Annotated in this window: 15 protein-coding genes and 1 tRNA gene; 12 read left to right on the top strand and 4 right to left on the bottom strand. The window is 70.1% G+C overall.

Going from position 1 to position 20,818, the window contains the following annotated elements:
• Nucleotides 1-235: 235 nt before the first annotated feature.
• Complete coding sequence (gene polA / locus ACH4E7_RS36625; protein WP_396253561.1) at nt 236-2,920, bottom strand: DNA polymerase I; 2,685 nt, start codon at nt 2,918-2,920, stop codon at nt 236-238.
• Between the two features lie 244 nt (nt 2,921-3,164).
• On the opposite strand from polA, the gene ACH4E7_RS36630 reads away from it, so the two are divergent.
• The 6 genes from ACH4E7_RS36630 (at nt 3,165) to ACH4E7_RS36655 (ending at nt 10,039) form a co-directional block, all read left to right on the top strand.
• Nucleotides 3,165-3,629, top strand: coding sequence for a PaaI family thioesterase (locus tag ACH4E7_RS36630; protein WP_396253513.1), 465 nt, complete (start codon nt 3,165-3,167; stop codon nt 3,627-3,629).
• Nucleotides 3,630-4,246: 617 nt separating this feature from the next.
• Nucleotides 4,247-5,488, top strand: a complete 1,242-nt coding sequence (locus tag ACH4E7_RS36635; protein WP_396253514.1) for a branched-chain amino acid ABC transporter substrate-binding protein — start codon at nt 4,247-4,249, stop codon at nt 5,486-5,488.
• Nucleotides 5,489-5,599: 111 nt separating this feature from the next.
• On the top strand, nt 5,600-6,529 hold the full coding sequence (locus ACH4E7_RS36640; RefSeq protein ID WP_396253515.1) for a branched-chain amino acid ABC transporter permease: 930 nt from the start codon (nt 5,600-5,602) through the stop codon (nt 6,527-6,529).
• A gap of 5 nt (nt 6,530-6,534) precedes the next feature.
• Complete coding sequence (locus ACH4E7_RS36645) at nt 6,535-8,466, top strand: branched-chain amino acid ABC transporter permease (RefSeq protein WP_396253562.1); 1,932 nt, start codon at nt 6,535-6,537, stop codon at nt 8,464-8,466.
• 8 nt (nt 8,467-8,474) lie between these two features.
• Entirely contained in the window at nt 8,475-9,326 is an 852-nt protein-coding gene (locus ACH4E7_RS36650) for an ABC transporter ATP-binding protein (RefSeq protein WP_396253563.1), read from the top strand.
• The gene (locus tag ACH4E7_RS36655) at nt 9,323-10,039 is read left to right on the top strand and encodes an ABC transporter ATP-binding protein (RefSeq protein WP_396253516.1); all 717 of its coding nucleotides are present in this window, start codon (nt 9,323-9,325) and stop codon (nt 10,037-10,039) included. Before ACH4E7_RS36650 ends, ACH4E7_RS36655 begins: the two co-directional genes overlap by 4 nt.
• A 54-nt stretch (nt 10,040-10,093) precedes the next feature.
• Here the strand turns inward: ACH4E7_RS36655 and ACH4E7_RS36660 are convergent, their stop codons facing one another.
• On the bottom strand, nt 10,094-10,750 hold the full coding sequence (locus ACH4E7_RS36660; protein WP_396253517.1) for an ANTAR domain-containing response regulator: 657 nt from the start codon (nt 10,748-10,750) through the stop codon (nt 10,094-10,096).
• Between the two features lie 94 nt (nt 10,751-10,844).
• Here ACH4E7_RS36660 and ACH4E7_RS36665 point away from each other — a divergent pair.
• Both ACH4E7_RS36665 and ACH4E7_RS36670 read left to right on the top strand, forming a co-directional pair.
• Nucleotides 10,845-10,930 (top strand) — tRNA-Leu (locus ACH4E7_RS36665).
• A 101-nt stretch (nt 10,931-11,031) separates the two neighbouring features.
• Nucleotides 11,032-11,820, top strand: coding sequence for a helix-turn-helix domain-containing protein (locus tag ACH4E7_RS36670; RefSeq protein ID WP_396253518.1), 789 nt, complete (start codon nt 11,032-11,034; stop codon nt 11,818-11,820).
• 46 nt (nt 11,821-11,866) lie between these two features.
• Here the strand turns inward: ACH4E7_RS36670 and pyk are convergent, their stop codons facing one another.
• Nucleotides 11,867-13,297 carry a pyruvate kinase gene (gene pyk / locus ACH4E7_RS36675; protein WP_396253519.1) on the bottom strand — a complete coding sequence of 477 codons (1,431 nt, stop codon included), beginning with the start codon at nt 13,295-13,297 and terminating at the stop codon, nt 11,867-11,869.
• 280 nt (nt 13,298-13,577) lie between these two features.
• Between pyk and ACH4E7_RS36680 the strand changes: the two genes are divergently transcribed.
• The 4 genes from ACH4E7_RS36680 (at nt 13,578) to ACH4E7_RS36695 (ending at nt 18,966) form a co-directional block, all read left to right on the top strand.
• On the top strand, nt 13,578-14,675 hold the full coding sequence (locus ACH4E7_RS36680; RefSeq protein WP_396253520.1) for a substrate-binding domain-containing protein: 1,098 nt from the start codon (nt 13,578-13,580) through the stop codon (nt 14,673-14,675).
• A complete protein-coding gene (locus tag ACH4E7_RS36685) occupies nt 14,672-16,324 on the top strand; it encodes an extracellular solute-binding protein (RefSeq protein ID WP_396253521.1) in 1,653 nt (550 codons plus the stop codon). The genes ACH4E7_RS36680 and ACH4E7_RS36685 overlap by 4 nt, the downstream gene beginning before the upstream one ends.
• Complete coding sequence (locus ACH4E7_RS36690; RefSeq protein ID WP_396253522.1) at nt 16,311-16,817, top strand: hypothetical protein; 507 nt, start codon at nt 16,311-16,313, stop codon at nt 16,815-16,817. The genes ACH4E7_RS36685 and ACH4E7_RS36690 overlap by 14 nt, the downstream gene beginning before the upstream one ends.
• Before the next feature lie 313 nt (nt 16,818-17,130).
• Nucleotides 17,131-18,966 (top strand): bifunctional metallophosphatase/5'-nucleotidase, encoded by a 1,836-nt coding sequence (locus ACH4E7_RS36695; protein ID WP_396253523.1) that lies wholly within the window; start codon nt 17,131-17,133, stop codon nt 18,964-18,966.
• Between the two features lie 394 nt (nt 18,967-19,360).
• Here ACH4E7_RS36695 and ACH4E7_RS36700 read toward each other — a convergent pair whose 3' ends face one another.
• Nucleotides 19,361-20,818, bottom strand: coding sequence for an aldehyde dehydrogenase family protein (locus ACH4E7_RS36700; RefSeq protein ID WP_396253524.1), 1,458 nt, complete (start codon nt 20,816-20,818; stop codon nt 19,361-19,363).

The raw sequence follows: 20,818 nt of genomic DNA on the forward strand, positions 1-20,818 counted from the left end.
CCTACGACCCCGACACCCACCAGGCCAACAGCAAGATCAAAACGACTCCCGAGACCACTCTGGCGGCATAGGGGTTGACTCAGGAAACTCATCGCCGTTCCCCCGGCCACGCCGCCGCGCCCACTGCACAGCGGACCGCCAGATCGTAGCGGCGGGCCCGGCCACCCCCCGTGTCCGGGCCCGCCGCCGGTGACCACCCGGCCTCACCGCGTCACCGCATCGCCTTGTCACCGCGTCAGTGCGCGGCGGCCTCCCAGTCGGCGCCGACGCCGACGGAGACGTCCAGCGGGGCGCGCAGCGGGTAGGCGCCGGCCATCTGCTCGCGGACGATGGCCTCGACCTGCTCGCGCTCGCCGGGGACCAGCTCCAGGACGATTTCGTCGTGGACCTGGAGCAGCATCCGGCTGGTGAGGCCGGCGGCGCGCAGGGCCTCGTCCACCCGGAGCATGGCGATCTTGACGATGTCGGCGGCCGAGCCCTGGATCGGGGCGTTGAGGGCCATCCGCTCGGCCATCTCGCGGCGCTGGCGGTTGTCGCTGTTGAGGTCCGGCAGGTAGCGGCGGCGGCCGAGCAGGGTCTCGGTGTAGCCGGTCGCGCGGGCCTCGTCGACGACGCGGCGCAGGTAGTCGCGCACGCCGCCGAAGCGCTCGAAGTAGGTGTCCATCAGGCCCTGGGCCTCGGCGGGCTTGATGCCGAGCTGCTGCGAGAGCCCGTACGCGGACAGCCCGTAGGCCAGGCCGTAGGACATCGCCTTGATCTTGCGGCGCATCTCGGCGTCGACCGCGGCGCCGGGGACCTCGAAGACCTGGGAGGCGACGGTGGTGTGCAGGTCCTCGCCGGAGGCGAAGGCCTCGATCAGCGCCTCGTCCTCGGACAGGTGCGCCATGATCCGCAGTTCGATCTGCGAGTAGTCGGCGGTGAGCAGCGACTCGTAGCCCTCGCCGACGATGAAGGCGCGGCGGATCGCGCGGCCCTCCTCGGTGCGGACCGGGATGTTCTGCAGGTTCGGGTCCTGCGAGGAGAGCCGGCCGGTGGCGGCGACCATCTGGTTGAAGGTGGTGTGGATCCGGCCCTTGGACGAGACCGTCTTGAGCAGGCCCTCGACGGTGGTGCGCAGCTTGGCCTGGTCGCGGTGGCGCAGCAGGATGACCGGCAGCTCGTTGTCGGTCTGGGTGGCCAGCCAGGTGAGCGCGTCGGCGTCGGTGGTGTAGCCGGTCTTGATCTTCTTGGTCTTCGGGAGGGCGAGTTCGCCGAAGAGGATCTCCTGGAGCTGCTTGGGCGAGCCGAGGTTGAACTCGTGCCCGGCGGCGGCGTGCGCCTCCTCGACGCAGCGCTGGATCTCGGCGGCGAACTGCGACTCGAGCCGGGTCAGCCACTCGCGGTCGGCGGCGATGCCGTAGCGCTCCATGCGGGCGAGCAGGGCGGCGATGGGCAGTTCCATGTCGTGCATCAGCCCGGCGGCGCCGACCTCGGCGAGGCGGGTGTCGAAGAGCGCGGCGAGGTCGAGTACGGCGCGGGCCTGGAGCATGAGCGCCTGGGCGTGCGCGGTTTCGTCCTCCTCCGGTGCGTCGAAGGCGAGTTGGCCGCTCTCGGCGGCGGGGGCCGGGGTGAGTGAGCGGGCCAGGTACTCCTCTGCGAGCACCTCCAGGGTGAAGGTGCGGCGGCCGGGCTTCTCCAGGTAGGCGGCGAGGGCGGTGTCGGCGACGACGCCCTCGACGGTCCAGCCGCGCTCGGCGAAGGCGCGCATGACCTGCTTGGCGATGTGCAGGGCCTTGGGGGCGGCCGGGTCGGCGAGCCAGCCGGCGAAGGCCCGCTCGTCCTCCTCGGCGAGCAGCGCCGGGTCGAACCAGGCGGCGGACTCCCCTGCGGCGAGGGCGACTTCGGTGACCTCGCCGGTGCCGAGCGCCCACTGGTAGACGGCGGCCAGGGCGACGGTGGTCTTGCCGTCACAGGCGTGCTCGCGCAGCCAGGCGGCCAGCGTGCCCGGGTCGGTGAGCAGTTCGCCGTCGACCTCGACGCCGGGGGCGAGTTCGGCGGCCTCCTCCTCGCCGGTGGTCGGGTCGATGCCGAAGACGCGGTCGCGGAAGTTGGCGTTGCGGAACTCCAGCGACTCCATCAGGGTGCCGACGGCGGTCTTGTCGAAGGCCTGGCGGGCCAGGTCGGCGACGCCCAGCGGGAGTTCGACGTCGCGGACCAGCTCGGTGAGCACCCGGTTGCGCTTGACCGAGTCGAGGTTGTCGCGCAGCTTCTCGCCGATCTTGCCCTTCACCTCGTCGGCGCGGGAGACGAGTTCGTCGAAGGAGCCGAACTGGTTGACCCACTTGGCGGCGGTCTTCTCGCCGACGCCGGGGATGCCGGGCAGGTTGTCGGACGGGTCGCCGCGCAGGGCCGCGAGGTCGGGGTACTGGCGGGGGGTGACGCCGTACTTCTCGGTCACCTTCTCCGGGGTGAAGCGGGTGAGCTCGGAGACGCCCTTGGTCGGGTAGAGCACGGTGATGTGGTCGGTGACCAGCTGGAGCGAGTCGCGGTCGCCGGTGACGATGTCGACGTCGTAGCCGGCCGCCTCGGCGGCGGTGGCCAGGGTGGCGATGATGTCGTCGGCCTCGAAGCCCTCGACGGTGAGCCGGGGGATGTTCATGGCGTCGAGCAGTTCGCCGATCAGGCCGATCTGGCTGCGGAACTCGTCCGGCGTCTTGGCGCGGTTGGCCTTGTAGTCGGGGAACTCGACGGAGCGGAAGGTCTGCCGGGAGAGGTCGAAGGCGACGGCGAGGTGGGTGGGGGCCTCGTCCCGGACGGTGTTGGCGAGCATCGAGGCGAAGCCGTAGACCGCGTTGGTGGGCTGTCCGGTGGAGGTGTTGAAGTTCTCCACGGGCAGGGCGTAGAAGGCCCGGTAGGCCATCGAGTGCCCGTCGAGCAGCATCAGCCGGGGTCGCGGGCCGGCCCCGCCGCCACCCGTCGCGCCCTTGTCCGTACTCTGCGTAGCCACGTCAACGTCCGTTCCTGCCGATTCCACTACCGGCCACCGATCCTATGGCCCGGCACCGACAAAAGGGGCACCGGCGAAACCCGCGCCCGGGCGGCGGCGCGGGCACTACCAGCGAGTAGGACGGTCGTACGATCACAGGCAGCACGACCCGTGACCCCCGAGCGGCAGGAGTTTCCCCATGACCGACGCGGCCCCCGACACCGCCCCCGTCCTGAAGGTCCCGCAGGACGTACTGGACCACTTCGCCAAGCTCGGGGTGGCCCCGGAGACCTTCTCCGGCGGCCACCTCGGCGAGAAGCTCGGCATCCGGATCGTCGAGGCCTCCGGCGACCGCGTGGTCGGCACCATGCCGGTGGAGGGCAACCAGCAGCCGTACGGGCTGCTGCACGGCGGCGCGTCGGCGGCGCTGGCCGAGACGCTGGGCTCGATCGGCGCGATGCTGCACGCGGGCCCCGGCCGGTACGCGGTGGGCGTGGACCTCAACGCCACCCACCACCGTTCGGCCACCTCCGGCCTGATCACCGGGGTGGCGACAGCGGTGTTCAAGGGCCGCACCGCCGCTACCTACGAGATCGCGATCACCGACGACACCGGCAAGCGGATCACCAGCTGCCGACTGACGTGCATGCTGCGCGACTTGTGATCCCGCGGTAATCCCGCGCGATACCGGAGCGACAAAAACCCTACGACCACTAACAGTTACGGCCGGGACACCATCAAATCCCTTCCCCGCCCCCTTGTTTGACCTTCCGCCGCCCTGGGCAGGCGTTGGTCTGGACAAGGGGGCGGCGGCATGTCCGGGGGCGGTTGACGCGACCCCCGCACTTGTGACGCTGCGTAACAAGTAGGGAATCCCGGCAAACGGCGGCTCCACGGCCCCCAGTCGCCCCGGAACCCCGCCGCCACACCCTCCCTGTCCGAAATTCGGACGCGCACGGCCGAAAGCAGCACACCGGACGCTCACGTCCGATTATCGACGACGCCAGCCGCAACCCCCATTTCTGGCCCTTACATGGCTCTACCAGCGAGTAAGCGCCCGACAGTTCAGGGTCGGTCGAGCCGGAACGACCACATGCTGAGACAATTGCTCCGTGTGCTCATAACAAGAGAATCACAGCCTGCTCACACCACTGCCCGAGCCGCCCAACGAGGCCTAGAGTCACGGCCAGTCACCGCGCCATCCGGAATGGACCCGGCCCTCCGCGCACCCCGGCTCCCGCCACTCAGGCGCGGGCGCCTCCTGAACCGAAGGGGACCCTCGTGCGTCATCGTTCTGCAGTTGTCGTGAGCATTGCCGTGATCGGCGCCCTCAGCCTCAGCGCCTGCGGCTCCCGCGGGTCCAAGTCCGGCGACGGCGCCGGCAGCAAGGACAACAGCGCCTCCACCACCGTCGTCATCGGCGTCGACGCCCCGCTCACCGGCGACCTCTCCGCCCTCGGCCTCGGCATCCGCAACTCCGTGGACCTCGCCGTCAAGAAGGCCAACGAAACCAACGAGGTCCCCGGCGTCAAGTTCGAGATCAAGGCCCTCGACGACACCGGCAAGCCCGCCCCCGGCCAGCAGAACGCCACCCAGCTGGTCGCCGACGACAAGGTCCTCGGCGTCGTCGGCCCGCTCAACTCCAGCGTCGCGCAGTCCATGCAGCAGATCTTCGACGACAAGAACCTGGTCGAGATCTCCCCCGCCAACACCGGCGTCGCCCTCAGCCAGGGCGAGAAGTGGGCCAGCGGCGACAAGAAGCGCCCCTTCAAGTCCTACTTCCGCACCGCCACCACCGACGCCGTCCAGGGCCCCTTCGCCGCCCAGTTCCTCTACAACGACGCCAAGAAGACCAAGGTCTTCCTCATCGACGACCAGAAGACCTACGGCGCCGGCCTCGCCGCCACCTTCAAGGGCGAGTTCACCAAGCTCGGCGGCACCCTCGCCGGCGAGGAGCACGTCAACCCCGATGACCGCGACTTCGCCGCCATCGTCACCAAGGTCAAGAGCTCCGGCGCCGACGCCGTCTACTACGGCGGCGAGTACCCCGCGGCCGGCCCGCTCTCCCTCCAGCTCAAGGAGGCCGGCGTCAACATCCCGCTGATGGGCGGCGACGGCATCCAGAGCGGCGACTTCATCAAGCTCAACCCCAAGAGCCAGGGCGACTTCGCCACCGCCGTCGGCCTGCCCGTCGAGTCCCTCGACACCGCCAAGAAGTACATCGCCGACTACAAGGCGGCCAACTACAAGGACGCCTACGAGACCTACGGCGGCTACTCCTACGACAGCGCCTGGGCCATCATCCAGGCCGTCAAGAACGTCGTGAAGGACAAGGGCAAGCTCCCCACCGGCGCCGACGCCCGCACCGCCGTCCGCGACGCCGTCCAGAACGTCTCCTTCGACGGCGTCACCGGCAAGGTCTCCTTCGACGAGTTCGGCGACACCACCAACAAGCAGCTCACCGTCTACACCGTCAAGGACGGCAAGTGGGCCGTGGAGAAGTCCGGCACCTTCAGCGGCTGACGGGCCCCGGAAACAGCTCCACCAGCGCGCGGGGGCGCCACGAGTGCCCCCGCGCGCCCCCACATCCACCACCCACGCGGACACCCCCGAACGCACTACGGAGGCCCAGCGGTGCACGACCTACCGCAGCAGCTGGCCAACGGCCTGATCCTCGGCGCCCTCTACGGACTCGTCGCGATCGGCTACACGATGGTCTACGGCATCGTCCAGCTCATCAACTTCGCCCACGGCGAGATCGTCATGGTCGGCGGCTTCGGCGCCCTGACCGCCTACCTCGCCCTCCCCGGCGGCACCACCCTGTGGCTGGCCCTACCACTCATGCTGATCGCCGGCATCCTGGTCTCCACCCTCACCGCCGTCGCCGCCGAGCGCTTCGCCTACCGGCCGCTGCGCAACGCCCCCCGGCTCGCCCCGCTCATCACCGCCATCGGGCTGTCCATCTTCCTGCAGCAGCTCGTCTTCTCCTTCTACCCCGACGCCAAGAAGGCCCGGGTCTTCCCCAAGATCCCCGGCGACCCCTTCAGCCTCGGCTCCGTCACCATCCAGCGCAGCGACCTCTTCCTGATCATCGCCGCCCCGCTGTGCATGCTCGCCCTCGGCTGGTTCGTCACCCGCACCCGCTCCGGCCGCGCCATGCAGGCCACCAGCCAGGACCCCGACACCGCCAAGCTGATGGGCATCGACACCGACCGCATCATCGTGCTGGCCTTCGCCATCGGCGCCGCCTTCGCCGCCGTCGCGGCCGTCGCCTACGGACTGCGCAGCGGCCAGGTCGACTTCCGCATGGGCTTCATCCTCGGCCTCAAGGCCTTCACCGCCGCCGTCCTCGGCGGCATCGGCAACATCTACGGCGCCATGCTCGGCGGCATCGCCCTCGGCCTCGCCGAAGCCCTCGCCACCGGCTACATCCAGCACCTGCCCGGCATGGACCTCTTCGGAGGCGGCGCCTGGAAGGACGTCTGGGCCTTCGTACTCCTCATCCTCGTGCTCCTCGTCCGGCCCCAAGGCCTGCTCGGCGAGCGCGTCGCGGACAGGGCGTGACCACCATGACCACCACCAGCACCGAGACCACCCCGGTCATCCCCCTGCCGACCCGCGCCGCCGTCGCCCTCACCGGCCTCGGCGCCCTCGCCACCGCCGTCTCCGCCGCCATGTCCTGGACCTGGACCAGCGACTTCCCCGGCGACCTCACCCACTTCGGCTCCCCCGCCGGCCTGCAGTGGCTCGCGATCGTCGCCGGCGTCCTCACCCTGCTGCTGCTCCTCGCCGTCCAGGGCACCCCCGGCCTGCGCTGGGCCGCCCCCGCCCGCAGCAACAACGCCGTCCTCTACGCCGCCACCGGCGCCCTGGCCGTCGCCGCCTACTCCGTCGCCGCCATCTCGGTCGAACTCGGCGGCCTGGCCAACCTCGAACCCGGCGGCTGGGTCCTCGCCGCCGGCGGCCTGATCACCGTCCTCGGCGCCCTCGGCCTCCCGCTCGACCGCCGCACCCACGTCCCGCTGCGGATCCTCGACAAGCGGCTCTTCCTGCTCGTCCCCGCCGCCCCGATCGGCTGGTTCGCCGCCCACGCCATCCCCGACGACCAGCCGGTCGCCCCGGTGATGACCGCCCTGTCCGGCGCCCTCGCCATCGCCACCGGCGCCGTCCTGCTGCTCCAACTCGGCCACCTCGCCAACAGCCGGCTGCGCCTGGGCAAGATCGACCGCCCGCTGGACGCGCCGCGCCAACTCCCCTCCTGGGTCGAGGTCCTGATCATCGTGCTGGCCTTCGGACTCGGCCTCTACGCGATCACCTTCGGCATCGACACCGAGTACGGCGAACTCTTCACCGGCTACCTGCTGCTGGCCGGCTTCGTGGCCGCCGCGCTCGGCAGGTCCGGCCTGCTCGCCCGACTGCGCGCCCTGACCGTCAAGCACCGCCCGGTCACCACCGGCGCCGCCTTCGCCGCCGCGGCCAGCTTCCCCTTCACCCAGAGCAGCGACCAGTACACCTCGGTCGCCACCAACATCCTGATCTTCGCCACCGTCGCCCTCGGCCTCAACATCGTCGTCGGCCTGGCCGGCCTGCTCGACCTCGGGTACGTCGCCTTCCTCGGCGTCGGCGCCTACGCCGCCGCCCTGGTCTCCGGCTCCCCCGCCTCACCCATCCACGTCCAGTTCCCGTTCTGGGCCGCGATGCTCACCGGCGCCGTCGTCTCGATGATCTTCGGCGTGCTGATCGGCGCCCCCACCCTGCGGCTGCGCGGCGACTACCTCGCCATCGTCACCCTCGGCTTCGGCGAGATCTTCCGCATCACCATGCTCAACCTCAACGGCACCACCGGCCCCAAGATCACCAACGGCTCCAACGGCATCCCGCGCATCCCCGACCTGGAGATCCTCGGCTTCGACCTCGGCAAGACCCACACCGTCGCCGGCATCGAACTCGGCCGCTTCTCCAACTACTACCTGCTGATGCTGCTCGTCACCGCCCTCGTCGTCCTGGTCTTCGCCCGGGTCGGCAACTCCCGCATCGGCCGCGCCTGGGTCGCCATCCGCGAGGACGAGACCGCCGCCGAGGCCATGGGCATCAACGGCTTCCGCCTCAAGCTCCTCGCCTTCGCCATGGGCGCCTGCCTGGCCGGCCTGGCCGGCACCGTCCAGGCCCATGTCAGCTACACCGTCACCCCTGACCAGTACACCTTCGCCGAAGCCCTGCCGCCCAACTCCGCCTTCCTGCTCGCCGCCGTCATCCTCGGCGGCATGGGCACCATCAGCGGCCCGCTGGCCGGCGCCACCCTCCTCTTCCTCATCCCCAAGAAGCTCGAATTCCTCTCCGACTACCAGCTCCTCGCCTTCGGCGCCGCCCTCATCGTCCTGATGCGCGTGCGCCCCGAAGGCCTCATCCCCAACCGGCGCCAGCAGCTGGAATTCCACGAGGCCGCCATCCCGGCCCAGCCCACCGGCGAGCCGACCGCACTCACCAAGGCAGGGGCGTGACCCACGCGATGACCACCGCTGCTGCTCCCCTGAACGCGACGCCCCAAGGCGTCAAGCCCCTCCTCGAAGTCACCGGCGTCACCATGCGCTTCGGCGGCCTCACCGCCGTCAACGACGTCTCCCTGACCGTCGGCGAGGGCGAGATCATCGGCCTGATCGGCCCCAACGGCGCCGGCAAGACCACCTTCTTCAACTGCCTCACCGGCCTGTACGTCCCCACCGAGGGCACCGTCCGCTACCGCGACACCCTGCTGCCGCCCAAGCCCCACCTGGTCACCCAGGCCGGCATCGCCCGCACCTTCCAGAACATCCGGCTCTTCGCCAACATGACCGTCCTGGAGAACGTCCTCGTCGGCCGCCACACCCGCACCAAGGAAGGCATCTTCTCCGCCATCCTGCGCGGCCCCGGCTACCACCGCGCCGAAGCCGAGAGCCGCGCCAAGGCCATGGAACTGCTCGCCTTCACCGGCCTCGCCGACAAGGCCGACCACCTCGCCCGCAACCTCCCCTACGGCGAACAGCGCAAGCTGGAGATCGCCCGCGCCCTCGCCTCCGACCCCGGGCTGCTCCTGCTGGACGAGCCCACCGCGGGCATGAACCCGCAGGAGACCCGGGCCGCCGAGGAGCTCGTCTTCGCCATCCGCGACAAGGGCATCTCGATCCTCGTCATCGAGCACGACATGCGCTTCATCTTCAACCTCTGCGACCGGACCGCCGTCCTGGTCCAGGGCCAGAAGATCGTCGAAGGCGACCGCGAGACCGTCCAGAACGACGAACGCGTCATCACCGCCTACCTCGGCGCCCCGCTCGAAGGCACCACCCCGGCCGCGCCGGAGACCGTTACGGAGACCGACCAGTGACCGCACTCCTCGAGGTCGAGGACCTCCGCGTCGCCTACGGCAAGATCGAGGCCGTCAAGGGCATCAGCTTCACCGTCAACCAGGGCGAGGTCACCACCCTGATCGGCACCAACGGCGCCGGCAAGACCACCACCCTGCGCACCCTCTCCGGCCTGCTCAAGCCCACCGCCGGCCGGATCACCTTCGACGGCCAGGACCTGAGTACGGTGCCCGCGCACAAGATCGTCGCCCTGGGCCTGGCCCACTCCCCCGAGGGCCGGCACATCTTCCCCCGGATGACGATCGAGGAGAACCTCCTCCTCGGCGCCTTCCTGCGCACCGACACGGCCGGCATCACCGCCGACGTGGAACGGGCCTACGGCCTCTTCCCCATCCTCGGCGAACGCCGCAAGCAGGCGGCGGGCACGCTGTCGGGCGGTGAGCAGCAGATGCTGGCGATGGGTCGGGCGCTGATGTCCCAGCCCAAGCTGCTGATGCTGGACGAGCCCTCGATGGGGCTCTCCCCGCTGATGATGCAGAAGATCATGTCCACCATCGTCGAGCTCAAGTCGAGCGGTACGACCATCCTGCTGGTCGAGCAGAACGCCCAGGCCGCCCTGTCGCTGTCCGACCGCGGTTACGTCATGGAGACCGGCCGCATCGTCCTCTCCGGCACCGGCACCGACCTGTTGCACGACGAGTCGGTCCGGAAGGCCTACCTCGGCGAGGACTGACATACGTCGAAGGGCCCGGCGGAATCATCCGCCGGGCCCTTCCCCATGTCCGTGTTACTCGGACTTGCCCTCTTCCGCCTTCTTGCGGTCCTGGGCCTCGCCCTCCTCGATGACCGCCTCGGCCACCGCCGCCATCGTCATCCGCCGGTCCATCGAGGTCTTCTGGATCCACCGGAACGCGGCCGGCTCGGTCAGCCCGAACTTCGTCTGCAGCACGCCCTTCGCCCGGTCCACCAGCTTCCGGGTCTCCAGCCGCTGGGTGAGGTCCCCGATCTCCTTCTCCAGCGCCCGCATCTCGGTGTACCGCGACACCGCCATCTCGATCGCCGGCACCAGGTCCGACTTGGAGAACGGCTTCACGATGTACGCCATCGCCCCGGCGTCGCGGGCCCGGTCCACCAGCTCCCGCTGCGAGAACGCGGTCAGCATGAGGACCGGCGCCAGGTGCTTCTCGTGGATCTGCTCAGCCGCGGAGAGCCCGTCCAGGACCGGCATCTTCACATCGAAGATCGCCAGGTCCGGCTTCAGCTCCTCGACGAGCCGCACCGCCGTCTCCCCGTCCCCCGCCTCGCCGACGACGGTGTACCCCTCCTCTTCGAGCATCTCCTTCAGGTCGAGGCGGATCAGCGCCTCGTCCTCGGCGATCACAATCCGAGTGATCTGGGGCGAATCGGTCTCAAGCGGCTGTGCCTGCTCGTCGGCGGTGCTCACGGGGCTCCTAGTTCCGGCGGGGTCCTGCAGTAATTGAGGGTACCTAGCAGCGGCCAACCACACACAGCCGGTATGCTCTGTCGGGACTGACCCCGCCGGGTTGGTGGAACGGCATACACGGATGTCTCAAACACATCTGCCCGAGAGGGCTTGCGGGTTCGAATCCCGCACCCGGCACCAGAATCTTCCTTATGTTCCCAGATCGCAGGGAATTCACCTCATCTAGTGGACCACGCCCAAAGCGTCCACCATCCGACTTGACTCGCCTCACTCTGGCGCACATGACCACTCTCTCCGTGCGCGAACAGGCTGTCCACCTCCTGCGTCGAGGCATCAGCAATGCCGAGGTCGCCCGCCGCCTCCGCGTCCCGAAGGGCACAGTCTCATGGTGGAAGCACCAGGACCTCGCCAAACGCAACGAGCTCCCCGGCCGTAAGCGCTCTGCGTGTATGCACTGCTACGGCGACGAGCTGAACCGCCCCGCCTACGCCTACCTACTTGGCCTGTACCTCGGTGACGGCCACATCCTGCTACCCAACGAATACCGCAGGACCCAGAGTCTCCAGATCACCTGTGACGACAAGTGGCCGGGCATCACGGACTCCGTCGAACAGGCCATGCGCCAGGTCCTCCCAAACAACAAGCCCTGCCGGGTACGGCGCACCGGATGCCACGACGTCAAGGTCTATTCGAACCACCTGACCTGCCACTTCCCCCAGCACGGCCCCGGCAAGAAGCACGAGCGCACCATAGCCCTGGAACCCTGGCAGCAGGAGATCGTCGATGCGCATCCCTGGGAGTTCCTGCGCGGCCTTATCCACTCCGACGGCACCCGGATCACCAACTGGGCGACCCGCACGGTCGGCGGCATCACGAAGCGCTACGAGTACCCGCGTTACTTCTTCACCAACACCTCGACCGACATCATCGGCCTCTTCGCCGCCACCCTCGACGCCGTCGGCGTCCAGTGGAAGGCCTCGCTCCCGCGCCCCACGGGCCAGGTCAACATCTCCATCGCCCGCAAGGACTCCGTCGCCCTCATGGACGCCCACATCGGCCCCAAGTACTGACGGCGGTGCGGCCCTCCCCTGGAAGGGCCGCGCCGCGCAAGGAGCGTCAGACGTCCAGCGTCCCCACGTGGTGGACGCGGACGAGGTTGGTGGAGCCGGCGAGGCCGGGCGGGGAGCCTGCGGTGATGACGACGATGTCGCCCTTCTGGCAGCGGCCCAGCGACAACAGCGCCGCGTCGACCTGTTCGACCATCTGGTCCGTCGTCGGGGCGAACGGGCCGAGGAAGGTCTCGACGCCCCAGGTGAGGGCGAGTTGGCTGCGCACCGCCGGTTCGTAGGTGAAGGCGAGCACCGGGATCGGCGAGCGGTAGCGGGTCAGCCGGCGGGCGGTGTCGCCGGACTGGGTGAACGCGATCAGGTACTTCGCGTGCAGGAAGTCGCCGATCTCGGCGGCCGCGCGGGCGACGGCGCCGCCCTGGGTCCGCGGCTTGCTGCCGGCGGTCAGCGGGGGCAGTCCGGCCGCCAGGATGTCGTTCTCGGCGGCCTCGATGATCCGGCCCATGGTCTTGACCGTCTCGACCGGGTACTTGCCGACCGAGGTCTCCCCGGAGAGCATCACCGCGTCCGTCCCGTCCAGGACGGCGTTGGCGACGTCGGAGGCCTCGGCGCGGGTGGGCCGGGAGGCGTTGATCATCGAGTCGAGCATCTGGGTCGCGACGATGACCGGCTTGGCGTTGCGCCTGGCGAGCTTGATGGCGCGCTTCTGGACGAGCGGGACCTGTTCGAGGGGCATCTCCACGCCCAGGTCCCCGCGGGCCACCATGATGCCGTCGAAGGCGTCCACGATGGAGTCCAGGTTCTCGACCGCCTGCGGCTTCTCGATCTTGGCGATGACCGGGACGTGCCGCCCTTCCTCGGCCATCACCCGGTGCACGTCCTCGATGTCGCGCCCGCTCCGCACGAAGGAGAGCGCGACCAGGTCGGCCCCTGTGCGCAGCGCCCATCGCAGGTCGGCGACGTCCTTGTCGCTGAGTGCGGGGACGGAGACGGCGACGCCGGGGAGGTTGAGGCCCTTGTGGTCGGAGACGAGCCCGCCCTCGATGACGAGACATCGCACCCGGGGTCCGTCGACGGCGACGACCTCCAGGGTGACACGTCCGTCGTCGACGAGGATGCGTTCGCCCCGGCCGACGTCGCCGGCGAGGCCGGCGTAGGTGGTGCCGCAGTTGTCCTTGTCCCCCACGACGCCCTTGTCGGTGGAGATGGTGAACTCGTCGCCGCGTTCGAGAAGTACCGGCCCGTGGGCGAAGGTGTCGAGCCGGATCTTCGGGCCCTGAAGGTCGACGAGGACGCCGACGCTCCGGCCGGTCTCGTCGGCGGCCTTGCGGACGCGGCGGTAGCGTTCCTCGTGTTCGGCCTGGGTGCCGTGGCTGAGGTTGAATCGGGCGACGTCCATCCCGGCGTCGACCAGGGACTTGATCTGGTCGTACGAGTCCGCGGCGGGCCCGAGGGTGCAGACGATTTTTGCTCGGCGCATACAGCTGAGGGTAGGTATTACCGGCGCGTAACCACGACGCGGGTCCGGGCCGCGGGATGACCGTTACGGAAAGGCGAGTTGAACAATCTGACGCACCCTCGGACCGGTGTGCGACGGCCGTACTGACACCCCCTCCGGATCCTCCGTCGATGCGATTCCGTGAAGCGGTGTTCACCCCCGGTTCACCGTCCCTTCCGTCCGTGCTCCCTGCCCGGCGGGACGCTCGTCACCTCCGGGTGACCACCCGGACGAGGGAGCGGACGAGGGGGAGGCGCTCGGCATGAGACGCGCTCTGGGGGTGCTCGCGGCCTTAGTGCTGTTGGGCGGGGTGACGTACGCACTGATCCCGGACGACGGGACGGACCCGAAGAAGCCGGTGACGGTGACCGGACTGATCGGCTCGGAGAAGCGCGCCTTCTTCGAAAGCCCTGAGGTGAAGGCCGAGTTGGCCAAGCAGGGTCTGGAGGTGCACACCGACTCGACCGGCTCGTGGACGATGAGCGAGCAGGCGGGGAACAGCTCCGTGCTGGACTTCGCGTTCCCGGCGAGCACCGCGCCGGCCCGCGAGATCCAGCGCAACTGGGGGCAGCAGGACTCCCCGCTGGTGCCGTTCTACTCGCCGCTGGTGGTGGTGGCGCACGCGCCGGTGGCGCAGATCCTCAAGGACAACAAGCTGGCCGCCCAGGACGCTGATTCGGGCGTCTGGACGTTCAAGATGGACGAGTACGTCAAGGACCTGAGGGCGAACAGCAAGTGGCAGGACCTGGCGAAGACCGAGGGCCACGGTGAACTGTCCGGCCCGATCTTCGTCACCGCCACCGACCCGGAGAGCTCCTCCTCGGGTGCGCTGTACATCGCGCTGCTGTCGTTCGTCCTGAACAACGACCTGGTGGTCTCCGACGACGCGGGCGTCGACGCCGCCCGGACCGTCCTGCACCGGGCGACCGCGCTGCAGGGCGGCCAGAAGAGCAGCAGCGACGAGCCGTTCCGGGACTTCCTCGCGGGTGTCGGCAATCCGCTGATCTTCGGCTACGAGTCCCAGGTCGCCGCGATGGCGGTCCAGGGCCAGCCGACCGGGGACATGGTGGTGATGTACCCGGACACCACCGCCTACTCCGACCACACCATCATCGCCCGCACCGAGAACGGGCGGAAGCTGGCCGGCCTGCTCCAGAACGACGAGGCGCTGCGCGCCCTGGAGGTGAGGTTCGGCTTCCGCCCGCAGGCCAGTAGCGGCGCCTTCGCGGATCGGGTGAAGGACATCAGGCAGCCGGTCTTCGCCCAGGACCTGAACGCGGCGAAGGTGAAGCAGTCGCCCGTGCCGTCCCTGGACAACCTGCTCAAGCTGACCGCCGCGGCGAAGGGGAGCCCGAAGTGAACGTCCGGATGAAGCACCGCGGTTGGGCGGCGGCGGCGCTGGCGGCCGTGCTCGCGGCGGCCTCCGCCTGCACCTCCTCCGGCCCCGCGCCCGCCCCGAACCCCAGCCCCACGCCCAACGAGAGCGCCCGTCCCGGGGTGCTGCGTATCCTGGCGGGCAGTGAACTGCAGGACCTGGCCCCGATCCTGGACGAGGCCAGGAAGGCCACCGGGGTGACGGTGCAGTTCGCCTGGACGGGCACCCTGGACGGCGCGGACGCCGTCTCCTCGGGCCGGGCGGACGGCAAGTACGACGCGGTCTGGTTCCCGTCCAACCAGTACCTGCGCCTGGACCCGACCGGGAAGTCCAAGGTGCTCTCGGAGACCCCGGTGATGGTCTCGCCGGTGGCCGTCGGCGTGCGCTCCTCCGTGCTGAACGACCTCGGCTGGGGCGACGGTTCGAAGGTCACCTGGGCGCAGATCGGCGACGCGGCCGCGGCCGGGAAGCTGTCGTACGGGATGTCCGACCCCTCGCGTTCCAACTCCGGCTTCTCCACCCTGGTCGCGGTGGCGGCCGCCTTCTCCGGCGCGGGGGCGGCGCTCACCGAGGAGGACGTGCAGAAGGCGACCCCGCAGCTGAAGCAGTTCTTCACCGGCCAGAAGCTGACCTCCGGCTCCTCCGGCTGGCTGGCGCAGGCGTACACCAAGGCCGAGCCCGGCAAGGTCGGCGCCCTGGTCAACTACGAGTCGGTGCTGCTGTCGCTGAACAAGACGCTGCCGCCCGAGCAGCGGCTCACCGTGGTGCGCCCGCAGGACGGCGTGGTCTCGGCGGACTACCCGCTGTCGCTGCTGTCCTCGGCGGCGCCGAGCGAGCGCGATTCCTTCCAGAAGCTGACCTCCTACCTGCTGAAGCCGGAGGTGCAGCAGCGCATCTCCGAGGTGACGCTGCGCCGCCCGGTGACGGCCGGCACCGCCCCGGCGGCCGGGCTGCCCGCCGACCGCCGTCGCGAGCTGCCGTTCCCGGGCACCAGGGCGGTCGCGGACGGCCTGCTGGCCTCGTACCAGAACGAGCTGCGCCGCCCGTCCCGGACGGTGTACGTGTTGGACACCTCGGGTTCGATGGAGGGCTCCCGGCTGGCCTCGCTGAAGGCGGCGCTGAGCCGGCTGACCGGCACGGACGACACCCGCGGGGTGCGTCGTTTCCGGGACCGCGAGGAGGTGACGCTGATCTCCTTCGCCTCCAGCGTGAAGTGGGCCAAGACGCACGCCGTCCCGGCCTCGGGCGGCCAGCCGGGCCCGCAGGCGGAGCTGGCGTCGATCAACGCGGACGTGCAGTCGCTGTCGGCCTCGGGCGGCACCGCGCTGTACGACTCGCTGGAGGAGGCGTACCGGGTGATCGAGCGTCAGCAGAAGGCGGCGAACGACGACCGGTTCACCTCGATCGTGCTGATGACCGACGGGGAGAGCAACGAGGGCGCCACGGACGGCGATTTCAAGCGCTTCCACGACGGGCTGCCGGCCGCCGAGAAGTCGATCCCGGTGTTCCCGATCAAGTTCGGCGAGGCGGCGGTCGGCCAGCTGCAGGGGGTCGCGGACATCAGCGGCGGCAAGCTGTTCGACGGCGGCGGCTCGCTGGACGGGGTGTTCGAGGAGATCCGTGGCTACCAGTGACGGGTTCGGCCGGCAGGCGCTGCGCTACCTGGAGTCGGCCCGGAACCTGGTCGGCTGCGCGGGCGGGGCCGTAGGCCTGGGACTGCACTTCGCCGGGCTGGGCGGGGCCTGGTGGCCGGGCGTGGTGGCCGGGTTGTACGGGGCCGGCGCACTGCTGACCCCGGGCCCGTCGGACCCGTCACCGCCCCCGCCACCGCCCCCGCCACCGCCGCCTCCGAAGCCGGACGAGCCGAGGCCCGAACTGGACGCGCTCGCCGCCTACCTGGACACGGTCCCGCTGCCGCCCTCCGCCGGGGTGGACGCCCTGCTGGCCGCGCTGCGCGAGGCCGGCCCCGGCCCGGTGGCGGAGCGGATCGTCCGGCACGGTCTGCCGGTCGCGGTGGACGGCTACCTGCGGGCGCGCACCTGGCTGCCCTGGGCGAGCCCGGACGCGCCGGACCCGGCAGCGGAGCTCGGCCGCGAGGTGAAGCAGCTCTCCTCCGACCTCGGCTGACCGGACGCGACCGACCCGACGGCGACCGGCCCGGGTCCGGTTGGCCGGAACCCGGCCAACCGGACCCCGAGTGGCCCGATTTCGACCGTCCCGCCCGTATACCACCCCCTTTCCCGCCCACCTCGGTCACGAACGAGTCGCCAAGATCTCACCTGTTGGAAACGTCCAGGGGCTACCCATCGCACCGGCCCGCACGGCAGACTTCTACGCGCGTCCTTCTACGCGCGTCACCGCATCGCGCGCGCGTCACGCACCTCGTACGTACACACGTTGACGGTCCATCCGCCGTCGTTCCCACTCGGGAGAGTCGTCCATGTCCCTGAACCGCCGTGACTTCGTCACCCGGTCCGCAGCCACCGCCGCCGGCGCCGCCCTGGCCGGCGGAGCCGTCGTCGCCGCCGCCCCCGCCGCCGCGGCCGCCGAGCCGGACACGGCGGCCGCGAAGGGCAACAAGCACCAGCCCCGCCGCCAGGCCTTCACCGTCATGGGCACCACCGACCTGCACGGCCGGGTGCTCAACTGGGACTACTTCACCGACGCCGAGTACGTCGACAAGGCCCACAACGCGGTCGGCCTCGCCAAGATCTCCACCCTGGCCAACCAGGTGCGCGAGGAGAAGGGCTGGGACCGCTGCCTGCTGATCGACTCGGGTGACATCATCCAGGGCACCCAGCTGACCTACTACTACGCCCGGGTCGAGCCGATCGCCACCGACGGCGACAACGTGCCGGACCACCCGATGGCCGTCGCCATGAACCTCATGGGCTACGACGCCGCCGCGCTCGGCAACCACGAGTTCAACTACGGCATCCCGACCGTGAAGGCCTTCGAGGACCAGCTGGAGTTCCCGCTGCTGGGCGCCAACGCGCTGCACGCGAAGAACGAGAAGCCGGCCTTCAAGCCGTACGTGATCAAGGAGGTGTGGCTGGACGAGGACACCCCGCTGAAGGTCGGCATCCTCGGCCTGACCAACCCGGGCATCGCGATCTGGGACAAGGCCAACGTCAGCGGCAAGATGGTCTTCCCGGGCATCGTGGAGACCGCCGCCAAGTACGTGCCCCGGATGAAGGCGGCCGGCGCGGACGTCATCGTCGTCTCCGCCCACTCCGGCATCGACGAGCCGACCACCTACGGCGACCAGCTGCCCTGGCCCGAGGACGCCTCCGGCGAGATGGCCGAGACCGTCCCGGACATCGACGCGGTGCTGGTGGGTCACACCCACAAGGAGGTCGCGCAGCGCCTCATCGTCAACAAGAAGACCGGCAAGACCGTCGTGCTCTCCGAGCCGCTGTGCTGGGGCCAGCGCCTGAGCTGCTTCGACTTCGAGGTCGAGTTCGTCGACGGCCACTGGAAGGTCGCCTCGGTCTCCTCCCGGGTGCTGAACTCCAACTCCGTGCCGGAGAACCCGGAGATCTCCAACGCCATCGTCGGCCAGCACAAGAAGGTCGTGGCGTACGTCAACCAGAACATCGGCACCAGCAAGATCGAGCTGTCGATCGCCGAGGCCCGGTTCAAGGCCACCCCGATCATCGACCTGATCGGCAAGGTCCAGGCCGACGCTGTGAAGGCCGCGTTGGCGGGCGGGCAGTACGCCAACCTCCCGGTCCTGGCCCAGGCCGCCCCGTTCAACCGGACCGCGCTGATCCCGGCCGGCCAGGTCAAGCTGCGCGACGCGGCGGGCCTGTACATCTACGAGAACACCCTGGAGGCCCGCATCCTGACGGGCGCCCAGCTCAAGGACTACCTGGAGTTCTCGGCGAAGTACTACTACCAGCTCGCCCCGGGCGCCCCGGTCGACAAGGACGCCATGACCGGCGCCGAGACCACCCCGGACTACAACTACGACTCGGTCTACGGCCTGAGCTACGACATCGACATCGCCCAGCCCAAGGGCCAGCGGATCGTCAACCTCAGCTTCCAGGGCAAGCCGATCGACCCGGCCGCGCAGTTCGTGTTCGCCGTCAACAACTACCGCGCCAACGGCGGCGGCAACTTCCCGCACGTCGCCAACGCCAAGCTGGTCTGGTCGAACTCCGACGAGATCCGCAACACGATGATCGCCTGGGTCAAGGCCAAGGGCGTCATCGACCCCGCCGACTTCTTCACCAACTCCTGGCGCCTGGTCCGCGCCGGCCAGCCGGTGTTCTAGTCGCACCGTTCCTACTGACTGTGCATGAGTTGCACGGCCGGACGCCCCGAACGGTCTTGGGTGTCCTGGTCTCCCGCGTTCGCTCCCCCGGTCGGCGGCGCGCATCGTGTGCGCGGTCCGGGTAGGGGAGGGCGGGTTCCCTCGCGCTCCCGGTCGCCGGTTCGGGCCTGGGCGGTCCGATGCCCACCGCGATCGCTCTGGTCGTGGTGGGGCGGTGCCGTCCGACGCCTGATCCGGTGTCCGAGGGCGCGTCGTCCGATCGCCACGGCCGCCGCCTGGTGACGGGTGACGGGGCGCGAAGGCCTTCAAGCGGGAGTTCGGCCAGGCCCCCGGCGGCTACCGCCGGGGGCCCGCGCCGCATAGCATCGGCGCGCCGTGCGATTCCGGGGAAGGCCTAGAACGGGAACGGCGCCCGCCCGTGCTGCACCGAGATCCACTTCACCGTGGTGAAGGCGTCCACCGTGGACTCCCCGTTGAGCCGCCCGACCCCGGAGTTCTTCTCCCCGCCGAACGGCACCCCCGGCTCGTCCGCGATGGTCCCGCCGTTGACGTGGATCATGCCGGTGTCGATCCGCTGGGCGACCCGCACGCCGCGCTCGAGGTCCGCGGTGTGCACCGCGCCGCTGAGCCCGAAGGGCGTGTGGTTGGCCAGCCGGACCGCCTCGTCCTCCCCGTCGAAGGGCACCAACAGCACGACCGGGCCGAAGATCTCGCGCTGCAGGATGGGCGCGTCCTCGGCCAGGTCGGTGAGCACCGTCGGCGCCATCAGGCTGCCGGTGGTGGCGCCGCGCAGCAGCGCGGTGGCGCCGTCGGCGATGGCCTGGTCGACCTGGGCGCCGATCGCGTCGGCCTGGACGGAGTTGATCAGCGGGCCGATGTGGGTGGCCGGGTCCTTGGGGTCGCCGACGGTCAGCGAGGCGACCTTGGCGACGAACTTCTCGGTGAACTCGGCGAGCACGGCGCGGTCGACGAGCACCCGGTTGGCGGCCATGCAGACCTGGCCCTGGTGGACGAAGCGGCTGAACACGGCCGCGTCCACGGCGTAGTCGAGGTCGGCGTCGTCGAGCACGATCAGCGCGCTGTTGCCGCCGAGCTCCAGCACCGAGCGCTTGAAGTGCGCGGCGGCCACGGTGGCGACGTGCCGGCCGACCTGGTCGGAGCCGGTGAAGGAGATCACCTTGGGCACCGGGTGCTCGATGAAGCTGTCGCCGATCTCCGCGATGTCGGTGATCACCACGTTCAGCAGGCCGGCCGGCAGGCCCGCGTCCTCGAAGATCCTGGCGATCAGGCTGCCGCCGACCACCGGGGTCTCCTGGTGCGGCTTGAGGACGACGCCGTTGCCGAGCGCGAGCGCCGGGGCGACGGCCTTGAGGGCGAGGAACAGCGGGAAGTTGAAGGGGCTGATCACGCCGACCACACCGACCGGCAGCCGGTAGAGCCGGTTCTCCTTGCCCTGCGCGGGCGAGGGCAGCAGCCGGCCCTCCGCGGCCACCGACAGGTGCAGGCACTCGCGCAGCATGTCCTTGACGAGGGACAGCTCGAAGCCCGCCTTCAGTGCCGTGCCGCCGAGCTCGGCCGTGATCGCCCGGACGATCTCCCCCTCGCGCTCCTCCACCAGCCGCAGCGCGCGCTCGAAGACGAGCCGGCGCTGGTACGGGTTGGTGGCGGCCCAGCCGCGCTGGGCGCGCTCGGCGGCGCGGTAGGCCCGGTCGACCTCGGCGACGGTGGCGACGGTGATGGTGGCCAGCTTGTCGCCGGTGTAGGGGTCGACGTCGACGATGTCCCAGGACCCGCTGCCGCTGCACCATTCGCCGTCGATGTACTGCAGCGCCAACTCGGAGAAGTACGACAT

The sequence above is a fragment of the Kitasatospora sp. NPDC018058 genome, assembly GCF_044327205.1.
Taxonomy (GTDB): domain Bacteria; phylum Actinomycetota; class Actinomycetes; order Streptomycetales; family Streptomycetaceae; genus Kitasatospora.

What these genes read in the sequence shown, in the direction of transcription:
- ACH4E7_RS36645 (WP_396253562.1), top strand. Translation starts at nt 6,535, where the DNA reads ATGACCACCACCAGCACCGAGACCACCCCGGTCATCCCCCTGCCGACC.
- polA (WP_396253561.1), bottom strand. Translation starts at nt 2,920, where the DNA reads ATGCTGCTCGACGGGCACTCGATGGCCTACCGGGCCTTCTACGCCCTG.
- ACH4E7_RS36650 (WP_396253563.1), top strand. Translation starts at nt 8,475, where the DNA reads ATGACCACCGCTGCTGCTCCCCTGAACGCGACGCCCCAAGGCGTCAAG.
- ACH4E7_RS36630 (WP_396253513.1), top strand. Translation starts at nt 3,165, where the DNA reads ATGACCGACGCGGCCCCCGACACCGCCCCCGTCCTGAAGGTCCCGCAG.
- ACH4E7_RS36670 (WP_396253518.1), top strand. Translation starts at nt 11,032, where the DNA reads ATGACCACTCTCTCCGTGCGCGAACAGGCTGTCCACCTCCTGCGTCGA.
- ACH4E7_RS36695 (WP_396253523.1), top strand. Translation starts at nt 17,131, where the DNA reads ATGTCCCTGAACCGCCGTGACTTCGTCACCCGGTCCGCAGCCACCGCC.
- ACH4E7_RS36680 (WP_396253520.1), top strand. Translation starts at nt 13,578, where the DNA reads ATGAGACGCGCTCTGGGGGTGCTCGCGGCCTTAGTGCTGTTGGGCGGG.
- pyk (WP_396253519.1), bottom strand. Translation starts at nt 13,297, where the DNA reads ATGCGCCGAGCAAAAATCGTCTGCACCCTCGGGCCCGCCGCGGACTCG.
- ACH4E7_RS36700 (WP_396253524.1), bottom strand. Translation starts at nt 20,818, where the DNA reads ATGTCGTACTTCTCCGAGTTGGCGCTGCAGTACATCGACGGCGAATGG.